Here is a 26,733-nt window from a genome sequence, read left to right as displayed (position 1 = left end):
CCCAATTTCGGTGAAGGAGAGATGCACTTCGCAGTTTTCTTAGAAATACCATTTAAAACAATTGCTTACTGGAAAATTGGCATGTTCTGACTTCGCCAAATGGGCCTGAAAAGGATAAAACAGCGCTTGCGTGCACCTTGGCTATTGCCAAGAAAGACAGTTTTATATAACAAATTTACATGTTTGTCGCGATCCTCGATGGATGATGCGGCGAAAACAACGAGGACATGTCCATGACCAGTTTGAACGCGCCCATCACGATCGTCCGCCCGGATATCATCGAGTTCGGCGTCGGCGTGGCTGGAAAACTGGGAAAATGGGCAAAAGACCAGGGTTTTGCGCGCGTTCTCGTCGTCTCGGATGCGTTCAACGCATCGCGCGTCGGCATTCTGGAATTGCCGGGAGACGTCACTGTTTTTTCGGAGGTGAAGCCGGAGCCGGATACGGACAATCTCGACCTGGTGCTGGCTGCCGCCGATAAGGCGCAGGCCGATCTGATCGTCGGTTTTGGCGGCGGCAGTGCCATGGATCTGGCCAAGCTTGCCTCGGTCCTTTCCGGCTCCGGTCAAACGTTGCGCGATGTCGTCGGGGCGGGCAAAGTGGCTCAGCGCCGCCGGGCCGGACTGGCGCAGGTGCCGACCACGTCCGGGACCGGCAGCGAGGCCGGCATCCGCGCCCTGGTCACCGATCCGGCAACGCAGGCGAAACTGGCTGTCGAAAGCATCCACATGCTCGCCGATATCGCCGTCATCGATCCCGGCCTGACCTTTACCGTGCCTGCAGCAACCACCGCCGCCACCGGCGTCGATGCCATGGCCCATTGTGTCGAGGCCTTTACCAACCGCAAGGCGCATCCGATGATCGACCTCTACGCAATCGAGGGCGTGCGTCTGGTCGGACGTTATCTTGCCCGCGCCGTTGCCGATGGCTCGGATGCCGAGGCGCGGGCGGGTCTGTCGCTCGCCTCGCTTTACGGCGGCTTTTGCCTCGGCCCGGTCAATACCGCCGGCGGCCATGCACTGGCCTATCCCCTCGGCACGCGCTGGCATGTGGCGCATGGCGCCGCCAATGCGCTGATCTTTCCGCATGTGCTGGCGTTCAATACACCATCAGCTGCGGAAAAGACGGCGATGGTGATCGCAGCGCTCGATCTCAAGGCCGGTGCCGACCAGGCCTCGGTCTTTGATGCCGCGTTTGGTTTCTGCGCTGGGCTGGGCATCGAGATGCGGCTCTCGGCACTCGGCGTGCCGGAGACGGATCTGGGCGTCATGGCCGATGACGCCTTTGCCATTCGCCGCCTGCTCGACAACAATCCGCGCGATCTCGCGCGCGACGACATTCTTTCGATCTATCAAGCCGCCTATTGACGGAACATGCCTGCGGCTCCGGATCGCAGCCACGGCCACAGCGCCGCATGGAGGACTGAACATGAGAACATCGCGCGTAGCCGTCACGCTGGGAGATCCGGCCGGCGTCGGTCCTGAGGTTATCGTCAAGGCTCTGGCGTCGCTGCCGGAAACCGACAGAGCGAACTTCGTCGTCGTCGGCAATGTCGAGGCGCTGGAGCGGGCCAACCGGGTGACGGGAACGGAACTGCATTTTTCAGCGTCCCCCGCTGCAGGTACGATCGCCGTCGATGAGGTTGCGATCGATGGAGACCTGCCGGAGATCGGCAAGGTCAGCCCGGTCGCCGGCGATGCGTCGGTGCGATACATCAAGCGCGCGGTCGAGCTGGCGCTGTCCGGCGAAGTCGATTGCATTGTCACCGCGCCGATCAACAAGGAAGCGATGAACCTCGCTGGCCATCATTTCGATGGTCATACCGGTCTTCTCGCTCACCTGACCGGCTCCAAAAGCTCCTTCATGCTTCTGGCATCCGAACGATTGAACACGATCCATGTCTCCACCCACGTGTCGCTGCGTACCGCCATCGAGCGGGCGACTATCGAGCGAGTGCTAGCAACGATCGAGGCGGGACACCGGCATTTCCTGCGTCTTGGCCGCAAGGCCCGTATCGCGGTCGCCGGCATCAATCCGCATTGCGGCGAGGGCGGTCTGTTCGGCGATGAAGACACCAAGTTTCTGGCGCCGGCGGTCGAACTGGCGCAGGCCAGGGGCATCGATGTGGTCGGCCCGATTTCCGCCGATACCGTCTATGCCCGCGCCTATGGCGGGGCATTCGATCTGGTCGTGGCGCAATACCACGACCAGGGGCATATCCCGATCAAGCTGGTGGCCTTCGATACCGCCGTCAACGTCTCCCTCGGCCTGCCGATCGACCGGGTGTCGGTCGATCACGGTACCGCTTTCGATATCGCCGGCACCGGCAAGGCCAACCACGTCAACATGCTGTCCGCGATCGACTATGCGCGGCTGGTGGCCCGGTCACCAAGGACCGTCGCCGCCTCTTGAGGCGGTGGCAAACCTTAGTTCTGGTCGAAAAAGTCGCTGCGAATCTCGCGCCGGATCAGCTTCAGCGAGCGGTCCGGCTGGATGACATAGGTCTCATAGGCAACGCCTGTCACGGTGCGGAATGAATTGTGCACGAGACTGCCGATCGGCGATTTCGTCAGCTTCGTGCGTGGTTGGCCGCCATAGGTGATGCTGCCCGGGATCGGCTCGACATCCGGCGTGGTGCACGAGGCGAGCATCAGTGCAACCGCGCTCAGGAAAACGACAGATTTCATCGGGGCTTACTCCGCAAGGACGCTCATTGCGACAATGTAGTGGGATCAGTGATGCATTCAAGAAGTCTGGCCCTGTCGCTTGCAGGCGCCGCGCTTTCACTGAAGGGTTGAATGTGATCCTTGCACAAGCCACTTTTGTTGCGTCTGGTTTACGGTGGTGACATCTCCGGCCATCACTAAAAGATTTTCATGGGAGCTGAGGACCCCCATTCTCTCGCAGACATAACATTATCCCCTCAATGCTTTGCAGTGTCGGAGTTTGAGGCTGGAAATACGAAATGAAGCTGTCCTGACTTGATCGAGGCGCGCTCGATCAGAGCCCTGTGCTCTTCCCGCATGGCCTGCGATCGTTCCCTGAATGCGCGCGACCGCGCCAGAACTGCCTGCGTCCGCGCCGTAATTTCATCAACATGGCTCATGTCTTACCTCAAAGGTTAGGTGGCCCAGCGATGGTGCCGATGAAGATACAACGGTCGCCCCGCCTGCAACGTTCCATTTGTTCACTATATGTTCTAATTTCGACAAAAGTCAAGAGCCTGCAAGCGGCAAGCGTGCGCGCTCGTCGCGGTCGAGCGGTTGCTGCGGGCCATGGCCTCTCTTTTTCTTTGATTGTGTTCTGGTTGGGTCCGTCGCGATGAGAACATCGGTGAACGAACTGCACGGAACATTCGGGAAGTTCATGAATTGAACTGCATATTTGTGTCGTTTCGCGCTCGGCGGAGCGCAAGAAAAACAACGGTAACCCATTTGAAAGAAAGCGGAAAAAGTGGTGCTGCTAGAGAGATTTGAACTCTCGGCCTCTCCCTTACCAAGGGAGTGCTCTACCCCTGAGCTATAGCAGCATCGTGCGGTCGGATCAGTGTTTGTCCGGCGCGAGCGAGGGCCTATTGCCATAGCTTGTTGCGGAGCGCAAGCCGCAAATCGAAGTTTTCACTGGATGGCGCGTTCGAAAAGCAGGCCGCTCTTCCGGAGTGCTTGGTTTTGCGGTATCTGAGCGGTCATGCAAGATAACAACGATCAGACACGCAAAGATGCTGCAACGCCTGCTGCGGCAAGCAAGCTCGAAGCGGGCAAACTCGAACCGGGGCACGAGGCCGAGCGGCAGGCGGAGGCACGCCGCGAGCGGGCGGCGAAGACGCTGCGCGACAATCTTTTACGGCGCAAGCAGCAGGGACGGGCACGGCGCGCCGGTGCAGCCGACGAAACATCCGGCCTGCCTGCCGCAAAAACGGACGAATCGGCTGAATAATCCGCCGCCAGCACCATTGATCGGATCCGGGGGCGGATCGCCGGTGGTTGGCGAAGTGATTGTTACGTCCGTGGCCACGTCGATGCCGATGGGGCCTGCGGGTTAGATCATTCAGACTGTATGGTGTTGTATCTGCATCGCTCCGAATGCGGCTGCGTCGTCCTTGTTCAATTTGCTTCTCATTTCACGGTGCATCCTTTATGGAGGCGCCAATCTCTTAAAGTCCGGACTATCAGGAAAGGCGGGCAGCGCCCGTAAGGTACCCTATGGATCGCATCAGAATTATCGGCGGCACCGAGCTGCGCGGCATCATCCCGATTTCCGGCGCCAAGAACGCCGCACTGCCGCTCATGATCGCGTCGCTTTTGACCGATGACACGCTGACGCTCGAAAACGTGCCGCATCTGGCCGATGTCGAGCAGCTGATCCGCATCCTGGGCAATCATGGCGCCGACATTTCCGTCAATGGCCGCCGCGAGCGCCAGGGCGAAGGATATTCGCGTACCATTCATTTCACCTCGCGCAACATCGTCGATACGACCGCGCCTTACGAGCTGGTCTCGAAGATGCGCGCCAGTTTCTGGGTCATCGCTCCGCTTCTCGCCCGCGAAGGCAAGGCCCGCGTCTCGCTGCCAGGCGGCTGCGCCATCGGCACGCGGCCGGTCGATCTTTTCATCGAGGGCCTGACGGCGCTCGGCGCCAATATCGAGATCGACAGCGGATATATCAATGCGACGGCGCCGAAGGGCGGCCTGGTCGGCGCGCGTTATGTCTTTCCGAAGGTTTCGGTTGGCGCCACCCATGTGATGATGATGGCGGCGACGCTCGCCAACGGCACGACGGTGATCGGCAATGCCGCGCGCGAACCGGAAGTGGTCGATCTCGCCAACTGCCTCAATGCCATGGGCGCCAAGGTTAGCGGTGCCGGCACCTCGACGATCACCATCGAAGGCGTCACGTCCCTTTCAGGCGCACGCCACCGCGTCCTGCCCGACCGGATCGAGACCGGCACCTATGCCATGGCCGTTGCCATGACCGGCGGCGACGTCGTGCTCGAAGGCACCAATGCCAAGCTGCTTGATACGGCGATCGAAGCCATCCGCCGCGCCGGCGCCGAAATCACCGAAACCGAAAGCGGCCTTCGCGTCGTGCGCAACGGCGGCGGCATCAAGCCGGTGGATGTGGTGACGGATCCTTTCCCAGGCTTCCCGACCGACCTGCAGGCACAGTTCATGGGCCTGATGACCAAGGCGTCCGGCACGTCGCACATCACCGAGACGATTTTTGAAAACCGCTTTATGCACGTGCAGGAATTGGCCCGCCTCGGCGCCAAGATCACGCTGTCGGGCCAGACGGCGAAGATCGAGGGTGTCGAGCGCCTGAAGGGTGCACCGGTCATGGCAACCGACCTGCGCGCCTCCGTATCGCTTGTTATCGCCGGTCTGGTGGCGGAAGGCGAGACGATGGTGTCGCGCGTCTATCACCTCGATCGCGGTTTTGAGCGCCTGGAAGAAAAGCTCAACAATTGCGGCGCCCAGGTGGAGCGCGTCAGCGACTGATCCAGCGCGTCGCATCCGGCCTGCAGTTGCGGATTCGATGCCGGCGTCCTATGTCCTGTGTGATGATGAGGGCAGCCGCTGGCTGCGCAGGCAAGGGATGAATGGCATGGATGCTTTGAAGCTGATGGGGCTGGACCCTGAAGATCTGGAGATCGTGTCCGCCCATGTGCAGGACGCGGTCTTCAAGGTTTCCAGACTGGATTACGCGCCACGCTCCAAACAGCTGTCGCTGGTGATCAACCGCTTCGTCTGGGAAACCGCCGAAGGCCGCGGCAAGTCGTTCGAGCGCCGCCGCAGCCTGCTCGCCTTCAAGCGGGTGACCGCCGTCCGCTCCATCGGCTTCGACCGCAAGGACGATGACAAAGTGCTGTCGCTACTGGCGATCCAGTTCGAACCGAACGGTGAAGGGCCGGATGGAACCGTCGAGTTCATCCTGTCCGGCGAAGCCTCGATCATGCTCGATGTGGAATGTATCGAGGTTCAGCTTGCAGATGCCGGCGGCGCATGGGAAACCGGTTTCAAGCCGCGCCATCCAGCCGGCGCCTGATATCCTGACCGCTGGCCTCAGAGGGCCGCACATCTCTGCCGACCACCCATAAGGACGTTTTCATTGGCTATCCGTCTCGACTATCTGACCCCCGGCTTTGAAGCCGAGTTCGCAGCCTTTCTGACGACCAAGCGGGAAGTGTCTGAAGACGTCAACGCCGTGGTCAAGACGATCATCGACGATGTCCGCCTGCGCGGTGACGCGGCGCTTGCCGAATATACCAAGAAATTCGACGGCCTCGATTTCGCAGTGACCGGCATGGCGGTGACGGCTGACGAGATTGACACGGCGATCAATGCTGTGCCGTCCGAAGTGCTGGGCGCGCTCAAGGTCGCCGCCGTGCGCATCGAGGCGCATCATGCCCGCCAGCGGCCGAAGGACGATATCTACGAGGATTCGATGGGCGTCGGCCTCGGCTCGCGCTGGACGGCGATCGATGCCGTCGGTCTCTATGTGCCGGGCGGCACGGCAAGCTATCCAAGCTCGGTGCTGATGAACGCGCTGCCGGCCAGGGTTGCGGGCGTCGAGCGCATCGTCATGGTCGTTCCGGCCAATGGCGGCGTGATCAGTCCGGCGGTTCTGGCAGCCGCGCGCATGGCCGGTGTGGAGGAAATCTACCGTATCGGCGGCGCCCAGGCGATTGCGGCCCTTGCCTATGGCACGGCGTCGATCGCACCGGTCGCCAAGATCATGGGCCCGGGCAATGCCTATGTCGCCGCCGCCAAGCGCCAGGTCTTCGGCACCGTCGGCATCGACATGATCGCGGGGCCTTCGGAAGTCTTGGTCATCGCCGATCGCGACAACGATCCGGACTGGATCGCCGCCGATCTCCTCGCCCAGGCCGAGCACGATGTCGGCGCGCAGTCGATCCTGATTACCGACGACGCGGCCTTTGCCGCTGCGGTCGAGGCCGCAGTCGAGCGCCAGCTGCGCACCTTGCCACGGGCGGAAACGGCCAGCGCCAGCTGGCGCGACTTTGGCGCGGTCATCCTTGTGCCGGATTTCGACGTGGCGGTGCCGCTCGCCAACCGGATCGCTGCCGAACATCTCGAGCTCGCCCTTGCCGATGCCGATGCGATGATCCCGAAGATCCGCAATGCCGGCGCCATCTTCGTCGGCCGTCATACGCCGGAAGTGATCGGCGATTATGTCGGCGGCTCCAACCATGTGCTGCCGACGGCGCGCTCGGCCCGGTTTTCCTCCGGTCTCGGCGTGCTCGATTATATGAAGCGCACCTCGATCCTGCGCCTCGGTGCCGACCAGCTGCGCGATCTCGGACCGGCAGCGATAGCACTTGCCCGGTCCGAAGGTCTTGAAGCCCATGCGCGCTCGGTTGCCATCCGTCTCAATCTCGGGGGCGAGGGATGACATCCAGCCACCGTCTCTGCGATGTCGTGCTGGATGAGACCATCGGCCGCTCGACACCCGATGTCGAGCACGAACGGGCGGTGGCGATCTTCGATCTGATCGAGGAGAATTTTTTCGAGCCCGCCGGCCATGCCGGCGGCCCCTACCGGCTCAAGCTGTCGCTGGTCGATTCCAAGCTTGTCTTTGCGATCACCACCGAGACCGATGCCGGGGTTGCCACCCATATCCTGTCGCTGACGCCGTTCCGGCGGATCGTGAAGGATTATTTCCTGATCTGCGAAAGCTATTACGAGGCCATCCGCTCCTCGACCCCGAGCCAGATCGAGGCGATCGACATGGGGCGGCGCGGCATTCACAATGAGGGCTCGCAGACCCTGATGGACAGGCTGTCGGGCAAGATCAAACTCGATTTCGATACGGCGCGGCGTCTGTTCACGCTGGTGTGCGTGCTCTACTGGCGGGGATGACGGTGACGGTCGCTGCTTCCCCCAACGACCCGCAGCGGAGCGCAAAATCGCCGGGTTCGGTGCTGTTCATGTGTGGCATGAACGCGATCCGTTCGCCGATGGCGGAAGTGCTGGCCAAGGCGATGCTGCCGGCCGGCACCTATGTTGCTTCGGCCGGTGTCCGGCCAGGCGAGCGCGATCCCTTCGTCGATGTGGTGCTGGAAGAGATCGGCCTGACCGCCGGGCGGCATCAGCCGCATACGCTGGATGAACTGGAAGACGATTATTTCGACCTGATCGTCACGCTGGCGCCAGAGGCGCATCATGCGGCGCTGGAACTGACGCGGTCGATGGCGATTGATGTGGTCTACTGGCCGACGCCTGACCCGACGGTCGCGACCGGCACGCGCGAACAGATCGTTTCGGCCTATCGCGAGGTCAGAAATCACATTGCCAGCCTGCTCAAGCATCGTTTGCTTGGACAAATGCCGGACAAGATGGCATAGGGCACATGCAAAACCGGAAAATGAGCTCGCTGCTGTTCACAAAACAGCGGCGATTGTGTAGTTTCCGCCAAATTTTTAAAAGGTGCGATACGCGCCTCTATCGAAGCACAGAAAGAAATACCCTACATGGCGAAAGAAGAAGTCCTCGAATTCCCGGGCGTCGTTACCGAATTGCTTCCCAATGCAACGTTCCGCGTCCAGCTTGAAAACCAGCATGAAATCATTGCCCATACGGCTGGCCGCATGCGCAAGAACCGCATTCGCGTTCTCGCCGGCGACAAGGTGCTTGTCGAGATGACGCCGTACGACCTGACCAAGGGCCGTATCACCTATCGCTTCAAGTAAGCGCGGCGGCGTGCGCGCCGCAAACTCGAGATCGATGGCCCTGTTTCGATGGCATTGACACATAAGCTGATCCTGGCCTCCGGTTCGCCGCGGCGCGTCGAACTGCTCGCACAGGCGGGTATCGAGCCTGCGCGCCTGATGCCGATGGATCTCGACGAGACGCCGAAGCGCACCGAGCATCCGCGCTCGCTTGCCTGGCGGCTGTCTGCCGAAAAGGCGAGAGCGGCACTGGCTGCAATCAAGGGCGAACACGGCTGGGAGGGAAGCTATATCCTTGCCGCCGATACTGTCGTCTCCGTCGGCCGCCGCATCCTCGGCAAGCCAGAACTGGTCAGCGAAGCCTCAAGCGCGCTGCATCTTCTGTCTGGCCGCAGCCACCGCGTCTATACCGGTGTCTGCCTGATCACGCCGGACAAGACCGTGCGCCAGAAGGTCATCGATACCAAGGTCCGCTTCAAGCGTCTCTCCAGTCACGATATCGACAGCTACCTGGCGTCGGGCCAGTGGCGGGGCAAGGCGGGCGCCTACGGCATCCAGGGCATCGCAGGCAGCTTTGTCGTCAAACTGGTGGGCTCCTACACCAACGTCGTCGGCTTGCCGCTCTATGAGACCGTAAGCCTGCTTGCAGGCGAGGGTTATGACGTGCATGACAGCTGGATGAAAGGCTAAGGCCATGAGCTCAGACGACACCAAGGGCGCCTCCAACGTGGCGCCGCTGCGCAAGGCCGTGACGTGCCCCGAGTGCAAACGCCCGTCACACCGCGAATATTATCCCTTCTGTTCGGACCGGTGCCGCAATGTCGACCTCAACAGATGGCTGACCGGTTCCTACGCCATTCCGGTGGCTGATGATGAATCGAAAGCCGACGGCGAGGATTGAGAACAGCCGGATTTGCGGGATATCCGTTGTTTTTCAGGTATTTGCACCAAATGACATTTTCCTGTCGAAAAAATGTCATTTGGTGCTGGACACCGCCGAACAAGATGTTATAACCCCGCTCGCTTCCGGGGCGCAACCAACGCCCCACGGTTCTTGAAGCGGAACCATTGCCCGCAAGGCAGGATGCCCGGATAGCTCAGTTGGTAGAGCAGCGGATTGAAAATCCGCGTGTCGGTGGTTCAAATCCGCCTCCGGGCACCATTTATTTGGTTTCCAAAACAACTTAATTTGATGCCTCACGCAGCAGGACGAGCGACGTTTCGCATGGCGCGGATCGATCCGTGTTTAATCTCGGCGCTGGGAGCCGGACATCGTTAAGACGATCTGTGCATAAGCCGCGCGGAGTTGGCCGAGAGCGAGTGGGGGGGGCAGGGTGCTCCATATTTGGTGGTGTTTTGTCCATTCATGTCAGTCGGACCTGCCCTTGCGGACGGGATCAGACGGTATTCCGTTGGCTGAGGATGTCCCGCTTTTCGTTGAAATGACGATTGAATTCTCTAATTAACTTTTAAAAACAATAGATTGAATTGTGATTTGCGCCGTGGGGACGCGAGTGACACAGGGCAAGTGCAGTCAGATATCAACCCGACCACCTGCATAAGCGCGGCATGAATTACCCCTGCCTCATTCATGCCGTATTCACATTTGGAGCGCTCTAAAGCCAGCAGCCACTTGGGCTTTATGGAGTAGAAAATGCAGAGAATGAAAATCGCCGTTGCCGCCGCAGCGGTGTTGTTGACGGCCAGTGTCTCCCATGCGGAAGACCTCGTCTTCACGCTGAAGAACGGCACGAAATCGGTACTCAATAATTTCCACGCTTCGCCGGTCGGCGTCGATAAGTGGGAAGACGATATCTTTGGCCGTCAGGCACTTGGCCCGGGCGAAACCATGGAAATCACCATTGGGGACGGCCGCGACGTCTGCAAGTACGACATGCGTTTTGAATTCCAGGGCGATGATCTCGACGTCACGACCGACACGCAGGATCTCTGCGAGTTGGGCGAATACACGATCGAAGAATAAGCAGCCCAGAGTTTTTCCATCGGCCCCGTCATCGTCCGTGGTGGCGGGGTCATGCTTTTTTACGGCAAGTCGCCGGTCGCCGGCAGCATGACAGAAGTCCTCCGGTCATATCTCTATCGCGGTTTTTGAGCCCTTGCAGCCATTCGCGAGGTGTCAGCCGGCCTGAACGGGTGTAGAACTGTCGGACCGGGCAGCGCGCAAGCGGCGCTTGCGCAATTCGGCCCCGGATATCGAATACTGCGACCCGAAGGTGACGTCATGAGCGAAACCGAGACCCAAGCTTTATTCTCACTGCTGCGCCAATCCGTGAAAGGTTATCCGCAAGCGGCCGATGCGATCCAGAGCGTTGTCGCAGATGGCCTCGACAGGTATCTGTGCCGGATCAACGTACTGGCGTTTGCCGCACGCCATCAACTGGACGAGGAGCGCACCATCGCGACCTTTCTGCATGGAGCACAGATCGGCATGTTCGACATGTCCTGGAATGTGCTTTGTCCCGGTTGCGGCGGCGTGCTGGATTCCAACGCGACGCTGAAGACGATGCAGAAGGACTGCTATGTCTGCGCGCTGTGCGCCACCAATTACTCCCCGACCCTCGACGAGATGGTCGAAGTGACCTTCACGATCAACCCGCGGGTTCGCAAGATTGCGGCGCATAGTCCGCACGAACTGCCGATGGCAGAATATTTCCGGCAAATCTATTGGGGATCGGGTGTTGAACTTCCGGAGGACAATTTCGAAGCTCTGGTCGAAAGTTTCGTGCTTGAGGATGTCGAGCTTGCGCCCGGGGAAAAGGCCGTTCTGTCGCTGCAACTGCCATCGGAATTCATCATCGTATTCGAGCCGGTGACTCACAATGCACAGTTCCTCGACATCAAAGGGGAGGCAACCCGCGAGCGGCAGAACCTGGCCCTAGTTTTCGACAAGGATCATACGCAAAACCAAGCCATCGACATGCGTCCGGGACCATTGCGCATCGCGCTGGAAAACCGGACCGATACCAGGGTTTTGCCAACCGTCTGCATCGCAGGGGATGTCCTACACGACATGCTCGGCAAGCGGCGGCCGTTCCTGACAGCCAAGCGGCTTCTCACCAACCAGACGTTCCGCGATCTCTACCGCACCAATACACTCGATGTCGATCAGCGGCTGAAGATCACCAGTCTGACTTTCCTGTTCACTGATCTGCGGGCCTCGACCGAATTATACGAGCGGGTCGGCGATCTCGTTGCCTTCGATCTGGTGCGGGCGCATTTCCAGGTGCTGCACGAGATCGTCGCTGCCGAGACCGGTGCTGTGGTCAAGACGATCGGTGATGCCGTCATGGCGACGTTTCCAACGCCAGACCGGGCCGTGGCCGCCGCCTTGAGAATGCGCGATGCCATGCAGGCGCTGAACGAAAAGAGCGGCCGCGAGGACCTGATCCTCAAGATAGGTGTGCACACAGGACCTTGCATTGCGGTGACGATGAACGAGCGGCAGGATTATTTCGGCCAGACGGTCAACATCGCCTCCCGCGTCCAGGGGCTGGCGACGTCCCAGGCGATCTTTATCACCGGCGAGGTTGCCGGCGACGCCAAGGCAGCCGATCTGCTCTTTGCCAAGGACCTGAAACCGGTCTCGCATAGTGCGGCGCTGCGGGGTATCACACGAGAAATCCCGGTATACGCTATTCCGTAACGGGTTTAATTTCTGCTTGCCCACACCTTCTCTCTCCCGGTTTCGGGCTGCAATTCTGTGTGATTTTGGTGACGGGCGGCCAGCATGTTGTGGGCGGGCAAGGTGAGCGGCGGGGCTGCCTTTGAAATGTCCTAATAACAGGTGAACAGTTGAGTGTCTGTCATCTGCAACCGATCCACGCATTGTCTCGCGTTCATTGCGCCGGCTGGGATCGCTGCGAAACATTCGATGACTTGCATTGAATCTATCGACTGAACGGCTGCGTGCCCTACCGGCCCCGGTTTGAGAAGGAAAGAATGATGAAGAGTACACTTGCTTTGGCGCTCACCACCGCGGCCCTGGCTCTGACGGGCGGAATTGCCGCTCAGGCTGCCGATCTGGCAAACGGCGCACCGGCTCCCAGCTATGAAGAGAGCGATGTGCGCGGCGGCGTGAAGATCGGCTATCTCGAATGCGAGGTCGGCGGTGGCGCCGGGTACGTTCTTGGCTCGGCCAAGGAAATCGATTGCACCTTCCATTCCTCGGTCGGGAAGGAACGCACAGATCACTATACCGGCGCTGTCAGAAAGATGGGCGTTGACCTCGGCTTCACGACGCGCAGCAAGCTCGTCTGGGCGGTGCTGGCGCCGACGGCGGGTTATCATCAGGGTTCGCTCAGCGGTCTCTATCAGGGCGCAAGTGTTGAAGCCACGGTCGGTGCGGGTGTCGGTGCCAATATCCTGGTTGGCGGCACCTCCGGCTCCATCCACCTGCAGACGATCAGCGTGACGGGCCAGCTCGGTCTCAACCTTGCTGCCGGCGGTACATCAGTGACGCTGACAGCCGTCAACTAAATCGTCCCGCTTTCCCCCTCCGTCTCTTCGGAGGGGGAAAGCCAAAAAGCTGGTGTGCTTTAGCACGCAGCGTCAGTTCAATCCGCCAGTTCGGGATTATCCGTGCGAAGGCTTTTGGGTCTGAGCAAGCGGATGGCTTTGCCTGACGGGCTGCTCTGGAGTTGCAATGTGCGCGTAAAGAAGCGGTTGCCGGACGCAACCCTGCCAATATTCACGATAGCCGCATTACCCAGTTCCTGCTCCATAAAGGTTAGGACCTGCTGGTAGGCATCGCGATCCAGGGTGTCGAGTGCCTCGTCAATGATGATCCAGCCCGGTTTGTGCAGTCCCAGCCGCGCAATGGCCAGAAGCCTGATCTCGACTTCGTTCAGCTTCAGTCTTGTCCGCATGTCCTGATCAAAGCTGTTTTGCAGCTTGCTCAGACCGACCCTGGACAACACCGACACCAAATCGGCTTTCTTGAAACGGCCTGGATTTTCAGGGTAGCTGAGGACTTCTTCCAGCGTTCCGGGCGGAAAATAGGGCGTTCGCGGCACAAAGGCGATATCCTCGCCGTCGGGTAGGGCAATTCGCCCATGTCCCCAAGGCCAAAGGCCGGCCAGGGACCGGAAGAAAGGCGCCTTTTCCACATCCGATTCACTGGTCACGAGCACACGCTCGCCGGGCCGGATTTCCACATGCTGATCGGCAAGCTTGATGCAGCCGGACGGCAGGGCGATTTCCAGGCGGTCGATGATTAGGTGGTCACCGTCAGCCTTGGCAAATTCGATGCGCTTGTCGTTTTCGTGCCGTTCGTCGGTCATCAGGATCGCAGACCGGAAGGCGGCGACGCGCAGCAGTGTCGCGCGCCAGTCAGCGATGCTGTCGATATTGTCGACAAACCAGCGCAACGACGTATTCACCTGATTGAACGCGCCGACGGCCATCATCAGGCCGCCGAAACTGAGATCGCCATTGAAATAGACCGGGGCTGCGATGACGATGGGTGCGACGACCGTAAGCCAGCCATAGCCGGAGGTCACCCATGTCAGCCGTGTCAGCGCCATCATCAGCTTGTTGCTGATTTCCAGAACCGAGGCGAGATCGCGCTGGAGACGGCGCTTTTCATTGCCTTCGCCGGAAGACAGCGAAACCGCCTCTATATGTTCATTGACCCGCATCAGCGAGAAGCGCAGGGCCGCCTCCCGCGCATAGTGGTCGCCATTGATCTTGACGAGGGGACGGCCGACGAACCAGCTCACGGCCGCAGCGGTTCCGGCGTAAAGGAAGGCTGCCCAGACCATGTAGCCGGGAATGTTGAGATCATAGCCGCCGACGTGAAAAATGAAACCGGCCGAGAGCGACCACAGTACGCCGACAAAACTGGCAAGCAGAATGCCCGACTGGAACAGGCCGACGGTGAGGCCCGCCGTCAGGTCGGCGAGATGACGGGCGTCCTCATGCACGCGCTGATCGGGATTGATGCCGATCGCGCCCGCATTAGCAAGGCGAAAGGCCCGCGCCGGCTTCATCCACTCGCCGATCAGATCGAGCGTCAGGCCTTCTCTCAGCTTGATCCGGATCCATTGGTTGAGCCAGGTTTGCAGCACATTGAGAACCAGCAGTGCACCGGCAATCTGGCCAAAGGTGATGAACTGCATCAGAAACGCCGAGAGATCGCGCCGTTCGAGCGTATCGTAGAAGGGTTTGTACCATCGGTTCAGCATGATCTGCCCGAACGCGGTCGCCAATATCACGATGACGATACCGATTGCGAGCCATATGATGGTCTTGCGGACAGACGAGGCGACAAAAGCCCGCTGCATCATGCGGAGCTGATCGAAGAAAGGCTGCTCGTCGTCTGTCTCTACAGGCTGATTACTCTTACCATTCATGTCATGCGGCATCGGCGCGAATCTCTCCACCACGGTCTTCACCTCCGAAATATAGCGCGTCCGAAGCGCTACCCCTAAGAAAGATTAGCAGGGCAGCATGGAGCGAGGCCGTCCAACGGACTCATTTGCCGGCTATCATCGCAAATTGACGGGCAGATGGCTGTTCACGTTTCGCGAAACTTGTCATAGACAAAGGCCTTGGCCAGGGCGACGGCGGCCGGAAGCGGATCACCAAAGGCCAAGCGGGCGGCAACCGCACTTGCGAGCATGCAGCCGGTGCCGCGCATCGTTGCAGTGAGACGAGGGGAGGCAAAGGACTGTTCGGCCTGTTCCGGCTGGAAGAGGATATCGATGGCTTCCATGCCGTTCGCGTGCCCCCCCTTGACCAGAACCGCCTTTGCTCCTGCTGCCAAAAGGGTCCGGGCCTGATCGGCCACGCTGCGCGGCACTGCCGCCAGCACCAAAAGTTCAGGCAGATTGGGTGTGACGAGCATGCACGAAGAAAACAGTTCCAGCAGGGCATCCGTCGCGTCCGGGAGCAACAATGCCCGACCGGACGTCGAGACCAGAACCGGATCGAGCACCACGGGGATGTCAGGATGATCCGCAAGTACCTGGGCAACGGCAGCAATCGTCGCTGAGGTAGCCAGCATGCCGATCTTGATGGCTGCGATAGGATTGGCGGACAGGGACGCGCGCATCTGCTGGGCCACGCGGTCCGGCGCCACGGCGTCGACATGCTCGACGCCTTGATGGGTCTGGACGGTGACGGCGGTGATCGCCACCGAAGCCTTGACGCCGAAGGCGGCGAGCGTCTCGATATCGCGCACGATCCCGGCACCGCCGGAAGAATCCGAGCCCGCGACGACAAGGACATGCGGAATGGTCTTCATCCTGGCTTCCTCATCGTAAGCGCGCCGTGCGTTCGATCCATTCCCGCACGCGTGCTTCCGGATCGGCGTTGAGGGTGATGTCGGTAACGACGGCGGCGCTGTCGGCGCCATGGGCAAAGACGCTATCGATCCGGTCGATATTGATGCCGCCGATCGCCACCAGCGGCAGCGAACCAATCCGCGCCTTCCAGTCGCGCAACTTCTCCAGCCCTTGCGGTGCCCATTTCATCTTCTTCAGGATGGTCGGCCAGACCGGCCCGAGCGCCACATAGTCGGGCGCTGCTCTGAGTGCCGTCTCCAGTTCCGCCTCATCATGGGTCGAGAGCCCAAGCATGAGCCCGGCGGCGCGGATGGCGGCTATGTCGGCGGTGGCCAGATCTTCCTGGCCGAGGTGGATGAAATCACAGCCTTCCTCGATCGCCACGCGCCAGTAGTCGTTGATGATCAGCTGGCAGTCGTGCGCCGCACAGACCGTTTTCGCGCGGCGAATGGCGTTTCGCAGTTCGGTATCGGGGCGGTCCTTCATGCGTAGCTGCACCAGCTTGACGCCAAGCGGCACGAGCCGCTCGATCCATTCGGCGCTATCGACGATCAGGTAGAAAGGGTCGAGCTTCATGCAAACACCGCCTTGCCAATGACCGGGGTGGATGGAACGGCCATGTCGCGCGGCTCCAGCATGCCGGCGTGAAACGCCATGCACCCGGCCTCGATCGCGCCGGTGAAGGCCGCGGCCATCGCGGCCGGATCGGCCGCGCCTGCAACAGCTGTGTTGAGCAGAACGGCGTCGAAACCGAGTTCCATGACGGCGGCGGCATGCGATGGCCGGCCGATACCCGCATCGACGATCAGCGGCACATCGGGAAAGCTTGCCCGCATGCTGCGCAGCGCCGGCAGATTGACCGGCCCCATGGCCGAGCCGATCGGCGCACACCAGGGCATCAGCACCTCACAGCCTGCCTCCAGCAACCGTTCCGCCACCACGAGATCATCGGTCGTGTAGGGGAAGACCTTGAAACCTTCGCCGTTCAGGATGCGAGCCGCCTCCACCAGCGCAAAGACATCGGGCTGCAGGGTGTCGTGATTGCCGATCACCTCGAGCTTGATCCAGTCGGTGGCAAAGACCTCGCGCGCCATTTTTGCGGTCAGCACTGCTTCCGAAACCGTGTGGCAGCCGGCGGTGTTGGGCAGGACCCGAACGCCAAGCGCGCGGATCAGCTCGAAAAAGGCGCCGCCGGTGCGGCTGCCTGCCGTTTCCCGGCGTAGCGACACGGTGACGATATCGGTTTTCGAGGCCCGGACGGCATCGGCCAGGATGGCGGGCGAGGGATAGCGCGCCGTGCCGAGCAGCAGGCGCGAAGAAACGGAGGTTCCGTAAAGCGTCAACATGATCAGCCTCCCTGCATCGGCGACAGGATCTCGACGCGGTCGCGATCGCACAGCACGAAACCGCGCCGCTCTTCGCGGTGCACCAGTTCGCCATTGACGGCCGTTGCCAGCCAGTCGCCTTCGTATTCGAGCGAGATTAGAAGGTCGGATAGGACGGAGATGTCGGTTTGATGATCCTCACCGTTGATTGTCAGTTTCATCGGTCTGCTCCGATCTGAAGGGGTTTAGTGTTTGGTTGTTCTGTCAGCGGAACGCTCTGGGAAAACCGTGGGGATTGCCGCCGGGATTTCGCAGTGCTTGAAGTGATGATATGGGCAGCAACGTCCATCGCGATCGCGGGTGCCAGTAGAAAACCGTGCCGATAGAACCCGTTGATCCGAGTGGTCTCGCCGTCGCTTTCGAAGCGCGGCAGATTATCGGGGTAAGCTGGGCGGACCCCAGCGCCGGTTTCGACCACGCGCGCCTCGCCAAAGGCCGGGTGAAGCGCATAGGCAGCATTCAAAAGCTCCATCAGCGAGCGGGCGCTGATCGGTCCGCGGTCGTCACTTTCGATCATCGTTGCGCCAACCATGAAAACGCCGTTGCCGCGCGGCACGATGTAGAGCGGAATGCGCGGATGCAGCAGGCGAATGGGGCGCGAGAGTGTCATGTCCGGCGTCTCCAGCACCAGCATTTCACCCCGAACGCCGCGCAAATCCGCCGATTTTCCGATGGCGCTTGCGCCTGTGCAATCGACGACATGGTCGAAGCCATCGACCGGAAAATCCGGGGCGGCGCCAAAATGGAAGATCACGCCCATTGCCGCCAGCCTGCCGGAAAGGCCGGTTATCGCGTGCCTGGGATCAAGATGGGCTTCGTTACGGAAGAAAAGCGCCTTGCGGAACCGGCCGGCGAGGTCCGGCTCCAAGGCTGAGATGTCATCGCCGTCCAGCCAGTCGAAGTTTGATGTCCGGGCTGCGAAACGGTTAAGCTCCGCAGTATCGCGCGGCGGCGCGACGACCAGCGTGCCCTTGCGGACAACGTGGCCGGGCAGTGCCGCTTCCCACCAATCAGCCGATTTGCGCCCCAGCGTCACCACTGTCTCAGGCGCGCTTTCGCGCTCGCACCAGGGCGCCAGCATGCCGCCGGCAAACCAGGAGGCGCCGCCGCCAGGCCGCGATGACGTCTCCGTCACCTCGACCGCGATGCCTTTCCCGGCAAGTTCATGAGCAACCGTGAGGCCGGCAACGCCGGCCCCCCTGATCAGGACGCGCATGGTCACTCTCCGGCTGGCGGAATGGTGCCGTCCGGGCCGAGCGGCATATAGAGCGCGCCGCCCGCCTGGAACTTTGCCGCCATTGCTTCAAGCCCTTCCTTCTGCGCCTCGGCGCGGATCTCGTGCGAGATCTTCATCGAGCAGAATTTCGGCCCGCACATCGAGCAGAAATGCGCCACCTTGTGGGCTTCCTTCGGCAGGGTCTCGTCATGGAAGGAGCGCGCCGTTTCCGGATCGAGCGACAGGTTGAACTGGTCTTCCCAGCGAAACTCGAAGCGGGCCCGCGACAAGGCGTCGTCGCGCAATTGCGCAGCCGGATGCCCCTTGGCGAGATCGGCGGCATGGGCGGCGATCTTGTAGGTGATGACCCCGACCTTGACGTCGTTGCGGTCGGGCAGGCCGAGATGCTCTTTCGGCGTGACATAGCAGAGCATCGCCGTGCCGAACCAGCCGATCATCGCAGCGCCGATGCCGGACGCGATGTGGTCGTAGCCGGGGGCGATGTCGGTGGTCAGCGGTCCGAGTGTATAGAACGGCGCCTCGCCACAGACTTCCAGCTGCTTGTCCATGTTCTCCTTGATCTTGTGCATCGGCACATGGCCGGGGCCTTCGATCATCACCTGGCAATCCTTGGCCCAGGCAATTTGCGTGAGTTCGCCGAGCGTTTCGAGTTCGGCAAACTGCGCGGCGTCGTTGGCGTCGGCGATCGAGCCGGGACGCAGGCCGTCGCCGAGCGAGAAGGTGACGTCATAGGCGCGGGCGATATCGCAGATCTCGTCGAAATGCTCGTAGAGGAAGCTTTCCTTGTGGTGATGAAGACACCACTTGGCCATGATCGAGCCGCCGCGCGAAACGATGCCGGTGACGCGGTTGACGGTGAGCGGGATATAGGCGAGCCGCACGCCGGCATGGATGGTGAAATAGTCGACGCCCTGCTCGGCCTGCTCGATCAGCGTATCGCGATAGACCTCCCAGTTCAGGTCCTCGGCAATGCCATTGACCTTTTCCAGCGCCTGATAGAGCGGCACGGTGCCGATCGGAACCGGCGCGTTGCGGATGATCCATTCGCGGATATTGTGGATGTTGCGGCCGGTCGACAGGTCCATGACGGTATCGGCGCCCCAGCGTGTCGCCCAAACCATCTTCTCGACTTCCTCGGCCATCGACGAGGTGACGGCGGAATTGCCGATATTGGCATTGATCTTCACCAGAAAATTCCGGCCGATGATCATCGGTTCGGATTCCGGATGGTTGATATTGGCCGGGATGACGGCTCGCCCACGGGCAATTTCCTGGCGGACGAATTCCGGCGTGACGTGATCGGGAATGCTGGCGCCGAAATTCTCGCCGTCGCGCACCAGCGCTCCGTTCGGCGGTTTGCGGCCGAGGTTTTCGCGGATGGCGATGTATTCCATTTCCGGCGTGATGATGCCGGCACGGGCATAGGCGATCTGGGTCACAGCCTTGCCGTTCTTGGCGCGCAAGGGCTGGTTGCGGTGGGGAAATTCCGGCGTCAGCCGTTCGCCGGTGGCAAAGCCGTTGTCTTCGGGTTTGACGTGGCGGCCGTCATAGGTCTCGACATCGCCACGCGCGGTGGCCCAGGCCTGGCGCTGCCGGGATAGACCGGCGTCGATCGAGACGATATGCGCCGGATCGGTATAGGGGCCGGAGGGATCGTAAACGGTAACGGGTGGTTCGCCAGATGTCGGATGCACGGAAATTTCGCGCATCGGCACGCGGATATCCGGGTAGAGTTCGCCCGGAATATGCACCTTGCGGGAGGCCGGCAGCGGACCTGTGGTAACTGTGGGTGTGATGTTTTTTGCGGCAATAGTCATGGTTGAGGCTCCAAAGTTGGAGACCCAGTCATCAGAGCCGGAATGATGAAAAGACGCCGACGCGAATCCGCAAACGGAATCCGAGTCTCAACAGCGCTTGCACCGTCCCTACGCCAGTATGAACTGGATCAGGTTCAACGGGTCACTGCGCTGCTTGAGGGCGGCAAAGCCACCGATCATGCCAGCAGAATCTCAGCCCCTTGTCGGGACCCCCCTGGTGAATGCGCCAATCTAGCCACAGTTTCGGACGGAGCGTCAAGGGCCGTTTGGCGCAGCACCCGGCGTGCGGCTCTCGTTGAGCGCCGGAAGACTGTGAAGATATCCAATGATTACAATCGCGCCCTCGACAGCGCCGCCCCGGGAAATTATCTATAAAACATGACCTCAGCGAGCGAAGACACGATTGCCAGCCGCATCAGCCGCATCCTTGCCGACAGGATCGTCACCGGGCAATTGGATCCGGGCACGAAGCTGCGTCAGGACCATATTGCCGAGGAGTTCGGAACCAGCCACGTGCCGGTGCGCGAGGCCTTCCGCCGGCTGGAAGCGCAGGGGCTTGCGGTCAGCGAACCGCGCCGGGGCGTGCGGGTTGCGTCCTTCGATCTGAAGGAAGTGCGCGAAGTGGCGCAAATGCGGGCAGCCCTTGAGGTTCTGGCCCTTCGGCATGCGGCGCCGCATCTGACGGCTGCCATTCTGGATCAAGCCGAAGAGGCCACCGTTGCGGGCGACAATTCCCATGATGTCCGCTCCTGGGAGGAGGCAAACCGCCGTTTTCACACGCTGATTCTTACTCCCTGCGGCATGCCGCGCCTCTTGGCCGCCATCAGCGATCTGCATGCGGCCAGTGCCCGTTTCCTGTTCGCCAGCTGGCGAACCGAATGGGAAGTGCGCACCGATCACGATCACCGCGCCATCCTGACATTTCTGCGTCAGGGCAATATCGAAAACGCCGCGCCTGTGCTTGAGCGGCACGTACAATGGATCGGCCAAAAACCCGTCCGTAACGCTTCCGGCGCAACCCGCGACGCTTTCGCCATCGTCGGCTGACGTTTTTTTCACGGCTTATTTTCCCTGATTTTGCTCGCTCCCGGCGCGTGCCGGGGTATCGCAAAAGCACGCATTACGTGAATTTATCCGTTTTGCATCAAAAAGGCGGTTGCGGTTTTCTGTCCTTCGATAAATTATAGATAATTATTATTTTTAATCTATCGGATGGGTGCGGGATGCTGAGAGATGAAAAACACGCTGATTTCCCTGTTGAAAAGAGCGTTATAGGCGAGATTTCTTATGGGGAAGCTCCCGAGATAGCTCGCTTTTCTCCCGATGACGCAAAAATTATCTATAATTTTCCATTCAACGATTTGCTCTTTCAGGCGCACTCGGTTCACCGCGAGAATTTCGATCCCAACGCTGTGCAAATCAGCCGTTTGTTGTCGATCAAAACCGGTGGATGCGCCGAGGATTGCGGCTATTGCAGCCAGTCGGCACGCTCTCCGACGGGGCTGAAAGCCTCCAGGCTGATGATGGTCGAGAAGGTGCTCATTGAAGCGCGCAAGGCCAAGGCCGAAGGGGCCAGCCGCTATTGCATGGGGGCCGCCTGGCGCAGCCCCAAGGACCGCGACATGGACACGCTGGTGGACATGGTGGCAGGCGTCAAGGCGCTCGGTTTGGAAACCTGCATGACGCTCGGCATGCTATCGCCGCAGCAGGCAGGCACGCTGGCCGAAGCCGGGCTCGATTATTACAATCACAATATCGATACGTCGGAAGAATTCTATCCGCAGATCATCACCACGCGCACCTTCGCCGACAGGCTGGAGACGCTCGCCAATGTCCGCGATGCCGGCATGAAGGTCTGCGCCGGCGGTATTCTAGGCATGGGCGAAACCACCGATGATCGCATCTCCATGCTGGTAACGCTCGCCAACCTGCCGGAACCACCCGAAAGCGTGCCGATCAACATGCTGATCCCGATCCCCGGCTCGCGGCTTGCCAATGCAGAGCCGGTCGATCCGATCGAATTCGTCAGGACCATCGCGCTCGCCCGCATCCTGATGCCGCATGCGCATGTGCGCCTCTCAGCCGGGCGCACGCAGATGAGTGACGAGATGCAGGCACTCTGTTTCTTCGCCGGCGCCAATTCGATCTTTGCCGGCGACACGCTGCTTACAGCCGAAAACCCGGGCGAGGACCATGACACCGCCTTGTTCCGCCGCCTTGGCCTGAAGCCGATGGACCTGGGACTTTCGCAATGATGGCTCAAGGTCTTGCCCGCTACGAAACCACGCTGGCGGGCCTGGAGCGCAAGGGCAGGCGGCGCATTTTGATTGACCGGGCCGGGGCCGATTTCAGTTCGAACGATTATCTGGCGCTGGCCGGATCGGCGCGGCTGGCGGCGGCGATTGCGTCAGCCCTTGATCGTGGCGTGCCGGCCGGTTCCGGCGGCTCGCGGCTGCTGCGCGGCAATCATCCGGAGCATGAGGCACTGGAGGCGGAGGCCGCCGTTTTCTTCGGAGCCGAACGTGTCCTCTACTTTGGCAGCGGCTATGCCGCGAACACAGCGCTTTTCTCGACCCTGCCCCAGCGGGGCGATCTCGTCGTCTATGATGCGCTGGTGCATGCCAGTGCGCATGAGGGCATTCAGGCGGGCAAGGCGCAGGCTATCGCCGCTGCTCACAACCATGTCGAATCTTTCGCGCAGGCGATAGAACATTGGCGTATCGAGGGCGGAACCGGCCATCCGTGGATTGCCGTGGAAAGCCTCTATTCGATGGATGGTGATCGCGCGCCGCTGGCGGAGCTTGCAGCCCTTGCCGAAAAACACGACGGTTTCCTGGTGGTCGATGAGGCGCATGCGACCGGCGTTTTCGGTCCCGCTGGCCGCGGTTTTGCCGCTGATCTCGAAAATCGCGCCAACGTTATCGTGCTGCACACCTGCGGCAAGGCGCTGGGCGTTTCCGGTGCACTGCTCGGCGCAAGTGCTGTGCTTTGCGATTACCTCGTCAACCGGGCGCGTGGTTTCATCTATTCGACCGCGCCCTCGCCGCTGATGGCGGCAGCGGTTCGCCAATCCCTGCGCATGCTGGTGGACGAACCGAAGCGCCGTGCCGGTTTCGACGCATTGCGCAGCTTCGCCAATGCCGAGTTGAGCGCAAAACTCGGTGTCGCAGGCAGCGGATCGCAGATCCTGCCGGTGCTGATTGGCGACAACGGCCGGGCCGTGCGGATTGCCGCGCGCATGCGGGCCGAAGGCTTCGACATCCGTGCCATCCGGCCGCCGACGGTGCCAGAAGGCACCGCAAGGCTGCGGATCGCCATTACGCTGAATGTCGATCAACCGACGATAGTCTGCATGTTCACCCGGCTGGCGGCCATGATCGCGGAGGAGAAGCCATGTGCGCTTTGTGGTAACGGGCACCGATACCGGCATCGGCAAGACGGTGTTTTCGGCCGCACTCGCGGCGGCACTTGGCGGTTATTATTGGAAACCGGTGCAATCGGGTCTGGATGAGGAAACCGACAGCCAGGTCGTCCACCGGCTGGGCCGTCTGCCGCCCAACCGTATCGTTCCAGAGGCCTACCGCTTGCGGACACCGGCTTCGCCGCATCTCGCCGCCCGGCTTGATCACGTCGAGATCGAACCCGAGCGGTTGATGCCACCGGTAACTGATGCACCGCTAATTATCGAGGGCGCCGGTGGCCTGCTGGTGCCGATCACCGAAACGGCGGTGTTCGCCGATGTCTTTGCGCGCTGGCAAATCCCCGTCATTCTTTGCGCCCGCACCGGGCTCGGCACCATCAATCACACGCTGCTGTCGCTCGAAGCTTTGCGCCACCGTTCTATTCCGGTCTTCGGCGTGGTCTTCATCGGAGATGAACAGACCGAAACCCAGCGTATCATCGCCGCGATGGGGCAGGTGCGCATTCTCGGCCGCTTGCCGCAGATCGATCCGTTGACGCCCGAAAGCCTCGGTCAGGCCTTTCAGAAAAACTTTCCTCTTTTCTCGTTCGAAGAGAAGACAGCATGACCTCGCCCGTCTGGCACCCCTTCACCCAGCATGCGCTGGAACCCACTCTGAAGCGCATCGTCCAAACCGACGGCGCCTGCCTGATCGATGACAGCGGATCGTACATCCTTGATGCCATCTCCTCCTGGTGGGTGATCACGCATGGCCATCGGCATCCAGCGATCATGGCGGCTATCCAGGCGGCATGCGAACGCTACGACCAGATCATTTTTGCCGAATATACCCATGAACCGGCGGAAGAACTGGCACGGGGCCTATTGCGGATCGCCCCACCAGGGCTTGCGCATGTGTTCTATTCCGACAGCGGATCGACCTGCGTCGAAGTCGCGCTGAAAATGGCCCTCGGCTTCTTCCACAATTCCGGCAGCCCGCGCCGGCGCATCTGCGTTCTGGAGCATGGTTATCATGGCGACACGATCGGCACGATGTCGGCAGGCGAACGCGGCGTCTTCAACGCGGCCTATGAGCCGATGCTGTTCGGCGTCGATCGCCTGCCGTTTCCAAGGGCCGGTCATGAGCAGGAAACGCTGGATACCTTCGAGCGGTTTTGCGCGACAGGAGATGTCGCCGCATTGTTGATCGAGCCGCTCATTCTCGGGGCGGGCGGCATGCTCACCTATTCCGCCTCGGTCCTGACCGAAGTGAAGCGGATCGCGGAACGGCATGGCACCTTGTTGATCGCGGATGAGGTGATGACCGGCTGGGGCCGCACCGGTAGTGTCTTCGCCTGCGAGCAGGCCGGTGTGACGCCCAATATCCTCTGCACGTCCAAAGGCTTGACCGGTGGTGCCCTGCCGCTTGCCGCCACCCTCTGTACGGCAGAAATCTTCGAAGCACATCTGTCGATCGACCGCAGGAAGACATTCTTCCACTCCAGTTCCTATACTGCCAATCCGATTGCCTGCGCCGCCGCCGTCGCCAATCTGGCTGTCTGGGAAAACGAACCGGTGCGCGAGCGCATCGGCTCCGTGGAGGTAATGCAGGCGGAACGGTTGTCACGCTTTGCAGCGGACCCCCGCTTTAGCAATGCCCGCCAGATCGGCACGATCACCGCACTCGATCTCACGGTACCAGCCGGAGGGTATCTGTCAGAGGTTGGCCCGAAACTCAGGACCTTCTTTCGCGAGCGGAAACTGCTGATCCGACCGCTCGGCAATGTGATCTATCTGATGCCGCCTTATTGTGTCACTGCCACCGAACTAGACCGGGCCTATGACGCGATCGATGAAGCTGCTGCATCCTTTGCGGCGGGACGCCTGTGAGGGGCGTCCGCTCATCCCGTCTTGCCGGCTTCGGTCATAGCGTTCCGGGTCGCTGTGTCGAGAACGCCGAAATAGAGGGCAATCTCGTTCTTGAAACGGGCTGGATCGAACGCCGGACCGGGATCAGGACACGCTATTGGGCCGAGCCCGGCGATACCCTGTCCGGGCTTGCGGCCAAGGCAGGCGAGGCGGCAATCGAGGACGCTGGCATCTTGCGGGAAGACATTGCACTGACGCTGCTCGCCACCTCGACACCCGACCACCTGTTGCCGCCGTCTGCGCCGCTGCTCGCCCATCGACTCGTCCTGGTGAATTCCGGTGCCATCGATCTGGCCGGGGCCTGTTCCGGATTTCTCTACGCTTTGACGCTGGCCGATGGTTTCGTCCGCACGCAGGGCCGGCCGGTGCTGGTGGTTGCAGCCAATATTCTGAGCCGCCGGATCAACCCCGCAGAGCGGGCAAGCTCAGTCCTTTTCGCAGACGCGGCCGGTGCGGTAGTCCTCGTACCCGCGCGCGATGAGGATGGGGGATTGCTGGGTGTCGATCTCGCCTCCGACGGAAGCAGATACGACCTGATCTCGATCCCGGCTGGTGGCAGCAGTCGCCCTTTTGCCTCGGATATAGCAGCGCAGGACTGCCTGATGGCGATGCGGGATGGACGCGAAATGTTTACGCAAGCCGTCCGGATGATGAGCGATTGCGCACGACGGGCGCTGGACAATGCCGGGATCGGCGCGGCGGATATTCACCGGTTCGTTCCGCATCAGGCCAATGCCCGGATCTTCGATGCTGTCTGCGGTGATCTCGGTATCGACCCGCAGAGAACTGTCCGCACGATCACTGATTACGGAAACTCCTCCGCTGCCACCATCCCGCTTTCCCTGTCGGTTGCCCATCAGGCCTCCCCCCTTATGCCCGGAGAAAAACTGCTGCTGACCGCTGCGGGTGCGGGGTTGACGGGCGGCGCCTGTGTTGTTGGAATGTAAGTAATATTTTACGATACTCTTCGCCGCT

28 protein-coding genes, 2 tRNA genes and 1 riboswitch are annotated in these 26,733 nt (G+C 60.9%); of the genes, 21 read left to right on the top strand and 9 right to left on the bottom strand.

What is annotated here, in order from left to right; all coding sequences use genetic code 11:
* Nucleotides 1-233: 233 nt before the first annotated feature.
* Complete coding sequence (locus ACP7E0_RS06995; protein WP_426123863.1) at nt 234-1,367, top strand: iron-containing alcohol dehydrogenase; 1,134 nt, start codon at nt 234-236, stop codon at nt 1,365-1,367.
* A 61-nt stretch (nt 1,368-1,428) separates the two neighbouring features.
* The gene (pdxA, locus tag ACP7E0_RS06990) at nt 1,429-2,412 is read left to right on the top strand and encodes a 4-hydroxythreonine-4-phosphate dehydrogenase PdxA (RefSeq protein WP_426123862.1); all 984 of its coding nucleotides are present in this window, start codon (nt 1,429-1,431) and stop codon (nt 2,410-2,412) included.
* Between the two features lie 14 nt (nt 2,413-2,426).
* Here pdxA and ACP7E0_RS06985 read toward each other — a convergent pair whose 3' ends face one another.
* Nucleotides 2,427-2,687 (bottom strand): hypothetical protein, encoded by a 261-nt coding sequence (locus ACP7E0_RS06985; RefSeq protein ID WP_426123861.1) that lies wholly within the window; start codon nt 2,685-2,687, stop codon nt 2,427-2,429.
* Between the two features lie 767 nt (nt 2,688-3,454).
* Nucleotides 3,455-3,529, bottom strand: a tRNA-Thr gene (locus ACP7E0_RS06980).
* Between the two features lie 158 nt (nt 3,530-3,687).
* Between ACP7E0_RS06980 and ACP7E0_RS06975 the strand changes: the two genes are divergently transcribed.
* The 13 genes from ACP7E0_RS06975 (at nt 3,688) to ACP7E0_RS06915 (ending at nt 13,183) form a co-directional block, all read left to right on the top strand.
* On the top strand, nt 3,688-3,936 hold the full coding sequence (locus ACP7E0_RS06975) for a hypothetical protein (RefSeq protein ID WP_426123860.1): 249 nt from the start codon (nt 3,688-3,690) through the stop codon (nt 3,934-3,936).
* A gap of 266 nt (nt 3,937-4,202) precedes the next feature.
* On the top strand, nt 4,203-5,495 hold the full coding sequence (gene murA, locus ACP7E0_RS06970) for a UDP-N-acetylglucosamine 1-carboxyvinyltransferase (protein WP_426123859.1): 1,293 nt from the start codon (nt 4,203-4,205) through the stop codon (nt 5,493-5,495).
* Nucleotides 5,496-5,601: 106 nt separating this feature from the next.
* Nucleotides 5,602-6,042 (top strand): DUF2948 family protein, encoded by a 441-nt coding sequence (locus ACP7E0_RS06965; protein WP_426123858.1) that lies wholly within the window; start codon nt 5,602-5,604, stop codon nt 6,040-6,042.
* 63 nt (nt 6,043-6,105) lie between these two features.
* A complete protein-coding gene (gene hisD / locus ACP7E0_RS06960; RefSeq protein ID WP_426123856.1) occupies nt 6,106-7,410 on the top strand; it encodes a histidinol dehydrogenase in 1,305 nt (434 codons plus the stop codon).
* Nucleotides 7,407-7,877 carry a UPF0262 family protein gene (locus ACP7E0_RS06955; protein WP_426123855.1) on the top strand — a complete coding sequence of 157 codons (471 nt, stop codon included), beginning with the start codon at nt 7,407-7,409 and terminating at the stop codon, nt 7,875-7,877. The genes hisD and ACP7E0_RS06955 overlap by 4 nt, the downstream gene beginning before the upstream one ends.
* The gene (locus ACP7E0_RS06950; RefSeq protein ID WP_426123854.1) at nt 7,874-8,362 is read left to right on the top strand and encodes a low molecular weight phosphatase family protein; all 489 of its coding nucleotides are present in this window, start codon (nt 7,874-7,876) and stop codon (nt 8,360-8,362) included. The genes ACP7E0_RS06955 and ACP7E0_RS06950 overlap by 4 nt, the downstream gene beginning before the upstream one ends.
* 126 nt (nt 8,363-8,488) lie before the next feature.
* A complete protein-coding gene (gene infA / locus ACP7E0_RS06945) occupies nt 8,489-8,707 on the top strand; it encodes a translation initiation factor IF-1 (RefSeq protein ID WP_037105236.1) in 219 nt (72 codons plus the stop codon).
* A gap of 48 nt (nt 8,708-8,755) precedes the next feature.
* Entirely contained in the window at nt 8,756-9,376 is a 621-nt protein-coding gene (locus ACP7E0_RS06940) for a Maf-like protein (RefSeq protein WP_426123852.1), read from the top strand.
* Between the two features lie 4 nt (nt 9,377-9,380).
* Nucleotides 9,381-9,587 carry a DNA gyrase inhibitor YacG gene (yacG, locus tag ACP7E0_RS06935; protein WP_426123851.1) on the top strand — a complete coding sequence of 69 codons (207 nt, stop codon included), beginning with the start codon at nt 9,381-9,383 and terminating at the stop codon, nt 9,585-9,587.
* Nucleotides 9,588-9,772: 185 nt separating this feature from the next.
* A tRNA-Phe gene (locus ACP7E0_RS06930) sits at nt 9,773-9,848 on the top strand.
* 501 nt (nt 9,849-10,349) lie between these two features.
* On the top strand, nt 10,350-10,670 hold the full coding sequence (locus ACP7E0_RS06925) for a hypothetical protein (protein ID WP_426124125.1): 321 nt from the start codon (nt 10,350-10,352) through the stop codon (nt 10,668-10,670).
* Between the two features lie 258 nt (nt 10,671-10,928).
* Nucleotides 10,929-12,350, top strand: coding sequence for an adenylate/guanylate cyclase domain-containing protein (locus tag ACP7E0_RS06920; RefSeq protein WP_426123850.1), 1,422 nt, complete (start codon nt 10,929-10,931; stop codon nt 12,348-12,350).
* A 299-nt stretch (nt 12,351-12,649) separates the two neighbouring features.
* Nucleotides 12,650-13,183, top strand: a complete 534-nt coding sequence (locus ACP7E0_RS06915) for a DUF992 domain-containing protein (RefSeq protein WP_426124123.1) — start codon at nt 12,650-12,652, stop codon at nt 13,181-13,183.
* Nucleotides 13,184-13,260: 77 nt separating this feature from the next.
* Here ACP7E0_RS06915 and ACP7E0_RS06910 read toward each other — a convergent pair whose 3' ends face one another.
* The 7 genes from ACP7E0_RS06910 to thiC form a co-directional block, all read right to left on the bottom strand.
* On the bottom strand, nt 13,261-15,090 hold the full coding sequence (locus tag ACP7E0_RS06910; protein WP_426123849.1) for an ABC transporter ATP-binding protein/permease: 1,830 nt from the start codon (nt 15,088-15,090) through the stop codon (nt 13,261-13,263).
* A 131-nt stretch (nt 15,091-15,221) separates the two neighbouring features.
* Nucleotides 15,222-15,950 carry a hydroxymethylpyrimidine/phosphomethylpyrimidine kinase gene (locus tag ACP7E0_RS06905; protein ID WP_426123848.1) on the bottom strand — a complete coding sequence of 243 codons (729 nt, stop codon included), beginning with the start codon at nt 15,948-15,950 and terminating at the stop codon, nt 15,222-15,224.
* Between the two features lie 10 nt (nt 15,951-15,960).
* On the bottom strand, nt 15,961-16,566 hold the full coding sequence (locus ACP7E0_RS06900; RefSeq protein ID WP_426123847.1) for a thiamine phosphate synthase: 606 nt from the start codon (nt 16,564-16,566) through the stop codon (nt 15,961-15,963).
* Nucleotides 16,563-17,336 carry a thiazole synthase gene (locus ACP7E0_RS06895; RefSeq protein ID WP_426123845.1) on the bottom strand — a complete coding sequence of 258 codons (774 nt, stop codon included), beginning with the start codon at nt 17,334-17,336 and terminating at the stop codon, nt 16,563-16,565. Before ACP7E0_RS06895 ends, ACP7E0_RS06900 begins: the two co-directional genes overlap by 4 nt.
* A 2-nt stretch (nt 17,337-17,338) precedes the next feature.
* The gene (gene thiS, locus ACP7E0_RS06890) at nt 17,339-17,536 is read right to left on the bottom strand and encodes a sulfur carrier protein ThiS (protein WP_426123844.1); all 198 of its coding nucleotides are present in this window, start codon (nt 17,534-17,536) and stop codon (nt 17,339-17,341) included.
* Nucleotides 17,533-18,591 carry a glycine oxidase ThiO gene (thiO, locus tag ACP7E0_RS06885; protein ID WP_426123843.1) on the bottom strand — a complete coding sequence of 353 codons (1,059 nt, stop codon included), beginning with the start codon at nt 18,589-18,591 and terminating at the stop codon, nt 17,533-17,535. The genes thiS and thiO overlap by 4 nt, the downstream gene beginning before the upstream one ends.
* A gap of 2 nt (nt 18,592-18,593) precedes the next feature.
* Nucleotides 18,594-20,429 carry a phosphomethylpyrimidine synthase ThiC gene (gene thiC, locus ACP7E0_RS06880; RefSeq protein WP_426123842.1) on the bottom strand — a complete coding sequence of 612 codons (1,836 nt, stop codon included), beginning with the start codon at nt 20,427-20,429 and terminating at the stop codon, nt 18,594-18,596.
* 87 nt (nt 20,430-20,516) lie between these two features.
* Nucleotides 20,517-20,655: riboswitch (TPP riboswitch) on the bottom strand.
* Nucleotides 20,656-20,807: 152 nt separating this feature from the next.
* Here thiC and ACP7E0_RS06875 point away from each other — a divergent pair.
* The 6 genes from ACP7E0_RS06875 to ACP7E0_RS06850 all read left to right on the top strand — a co-directional run bounded on the left by ACP7E0_RS06875 (nt 20,808) and on the right by ACP7E0_RS06850 (nt 26,705).
* Nucleotides 20,808-21,476, top strand: coding sequence for a GntR family transcriptional regulator (locus ACP7E0_RS06875; RefSeq protein WP_426123840.1), 669 nt, complete (start codon nt 20,808-20,810; stop codon nt 21,474-21,476).
* Between the two features lie 176 nt (nt 21,477-21,652).
* Nucleotides 21,653-22,684, top strand: coding sequence for a biotin synthase BioB (bioB, locus tag ACP7E0_RS06870; protein ID WP_426123839.1), 1,032 nt, complete (start codon nt 21,653-21,655; stop codon nt 22,682-22,684).
* Nucleotides 22,681-23,940 (top strand): 8-amino-7-oxononanoate synthase, encoded by a 1,260-nt coding sequence (locus ACP7E0_RS06865; protein WP_426123838.1) that lies wholly within the window; start codon nt 22,681-22,683, stop codon nt 23,938-23,940. Before bioB ends, ACP7E0_RS06865 begins: the two co-directional genes overlap by 4 nt.
* Nucleotides 23,825-24,457: a dethiobiotin synthase gene (bioD, locus tag ACP7E0_RS06860; protein ID WP_426123837.1), complete on the top strand. Its 633-nt coding sequence runs from the start codon at nt 23,825-23,827 to the stop codon at nt 24,455-24,457. Before ACP7E0_RS06865 ends, bioD begins: the two co-directional genes overlap by 116 nt.
* Nucleotides 24,454-25,719: an adenosylmethionine--8-amino-7-oxononanoate transaminase gene (locus tag ACP7E0_RS06855; RefSeq protein WP_426123836.1), complete on the top strand. Its 1,266-nt coding sequence runs from the start codon at nt 24,454-24,456 to the stop codon at nt 25,717-25,719. Before bioD ends, ACP7E0_RS06855 begins: the two co-directional genes overlap by 4 nt.
* Nucleotides 25,716-26,705 carry a beta-ketoacyl-ACP synthase III gene (locus ACP7E0_RS06850; protein ID WP_426123835.1) on the top strand — a complete coding sequence of 330 codons (990 nt, stop codon included), beginning with the start codon at nt 25,716-25,718 and terminating at the stop codon, nt 26,703-26,705. Before ACP7E0_RS06855 ends, ACP7E0_RS06850 begins: the two co-directional genes overlap by 4 nt.
* The last annotated feature ends 28 nt before the right edge of the window (nt 26,706-26,733 follow it).

This window comes from Pararhizobium sp. PWRC1-1, from assembly GCF_049897905.1.
In the GTDB taxonomy this organism is placed as follows: domain Bacteria; phylum Pseudomonadota; class Alphaproteobacteria; order Rhizobiales; family Rhizobiaceae; genus Pararhizobium.
Note: the sequence above shows the minus strand (reverse complement) of the source record. Positions and strands in the feature narration are given on the sequence as shown.

Excerpts from the sequence above, each read along its gene's own strand:
- ACP7E0_RS06995 (WP_426123863.1), top strand. The coding sequence starts at position 234 with ATGACCAGTTTGAACGCGCCCATCACGATCGTCCGCCCGGATATCATC.
- pdxA (WP_426123862.1), top strand. The coding sequence starts at position 1,429 with ATGAGAACATCGCGCGTAGCCGTCACGCTGGGAGATCCGGCCGGCGTC.
- ACP7E0_RS06985 (WP_426123861.1), bottom strand. The coding sequence starts at position 2,687 with ATGAAATCTGTCGTTTTCCTGAGCGCGGTTGCACTGATGCTCGCCTCG.
- ACP7E0_RS06975 (WP_426123860.1), top strand. The coding sequence starts at position 3,688 with ATGCAAGATAACAACGATCAGACACGCAAAGATGCTGCAACGCCTGCT.
- murA (WP_426123859.1), top strand. The coding sequence starts at position 4,203 with ATGGATCGCATCAGAATTATCGGCGGCACCGAGCTGCGCGGCATCATC.
- ACP7E0_RS06965 (WP_426123858.1), top strand. The coding sequence starts at position 5,602 with ATGGATGCTTTGAAGCTGATGGGGCTGGACCCTGAAGATCTGGAGATC.
- ACP7E0_RS06955 (WP_426123855.1), top strand. The coding sequence starts at position 7,407 with ATGACATCCAGCCACCGTCTCTGCGATGTCGTGCTGGATGAGACCATC.
- ACP7E0_RS06950 (WP_426123854.1), top strand. The coding sequence starts at position 7,874 with ATGACGGTGACGGTCGCTGCTTCCCCCAACGACCCGCAGCGGAGCGCA.
- infA (WP_037105236.1), top strand. The coding sequence starts at position 8,489 with ATGGCGAAAGAAGAAGTCCTCGAATTCCCGGGCGTCGTTACCGAATTG.
- ACP7E0_RS06940 (WP_426123852.1), top strand. The coding sequence starts at position 8,756 with ATGGCATTGACACATAAGCTGATCCTGGCCTCCGGTTCGCCGCGGCGC.
- yacG (WP_426123851.1), top strand. The coding sequence starts at position 9,381 with ATGAGCTCAGACGACACCAAGGGCGCCTCCAACGTGGCGCCGCTGCGC.
- ACP7E0_RS06925 (WP_426124125.1), top strand. The coding sequence starts at position 10,350 with ATGAAAATCGCCGTTGCCGCCGCAGCGGTGTTGTTGACGGCCAGTGTC.
- ACP7E0_RS06920 (WP_426123850.1), top strand. The coding sequence starts at position 10,929 with ATGAGCGAAACCGAGACCCAAGCTTTATTCTCACTGCTGCGCCAATCC.
- ACP7E0_RS06915 (WP_426124123.1), top strand. The coding sequence starts at position 12,650 with ATGAAGAGTACACTTGCTTTGGCGCTCACCACCGCGGCCCTGGCTCTG.
- ACP7E0_RS06905 (WP_426123848.1), bottom strand. The coding sequence starts at position 15,950 with ATGAAGACCATTCCGCATGTCCTTGTCGTCGCGGGCTCGGATTCTTCC.
- ACP7E0_RS06900 (WP_426123847.1), bottom strand. The coding sequence starts at position 16,566 with ATGAAGCTCGACCCTTTCTACCTGATCGTCGATAGCGCCGAATGGATC.
- ACP7E0_RS06895 (WP_426123845.1), bottom strand. The coding sequence starts at position 17,336 with ATGTTGACGCTTTACGGAACCTCCGTTTCTTCGCGCCTGCTGCTCGGC.
- thiS (WP_426123844.1), bottom strand. The coding sequence starts at position 17,536 with ATGAAACTGACAATCAACGGTGAGGATCATCAAACCGACATCTCCGTC.
- thiO (WP_426123843.1), bottom strand. The coding sequence starts at position 18,591 with ATGCGCGTCCTGATCAGGGGGGCCGGCGTTGCCGGCCTCACGGTTGCT.
- thiC (WP_426123842.1), bottom strand. The coding sequence starts at position 20,429 with ATGACTATTGCCGCAAAAAACATCACACCCACAGTTACCACAGGTCCG.
- ACP7E0_RS06875 (WP_426123840.1), top strand. The coding sequence starts at position 20,808 with ATGACCTCAGCGAGCGAAGACACGATTGCCAGCCGCATCAGCCGCATC.
- bioB (WP_426123839.1), top strand. The coding sequence starts at position 21,653 with ATGCTGAGAGATGAAAAACACGCTGATTTCCCTGTTGAAAAGAGCGTT.
- ACP7E0_RS06865 (WP_426123838.1), top strand. The coding sequence starts at position 22,681 with ATGATGGCTCAAGGTCTTGCCCGCTACGAAACCACGCTGGCGGGCCTG.
- ACP7E0_RS06855 (WP_426123836.1), top strand. The coding sequence starts at position 24,454 with ATGACCTCGCCCGTCTGGCACCCCTTCACCCAGCATGCGCTGGAACCC.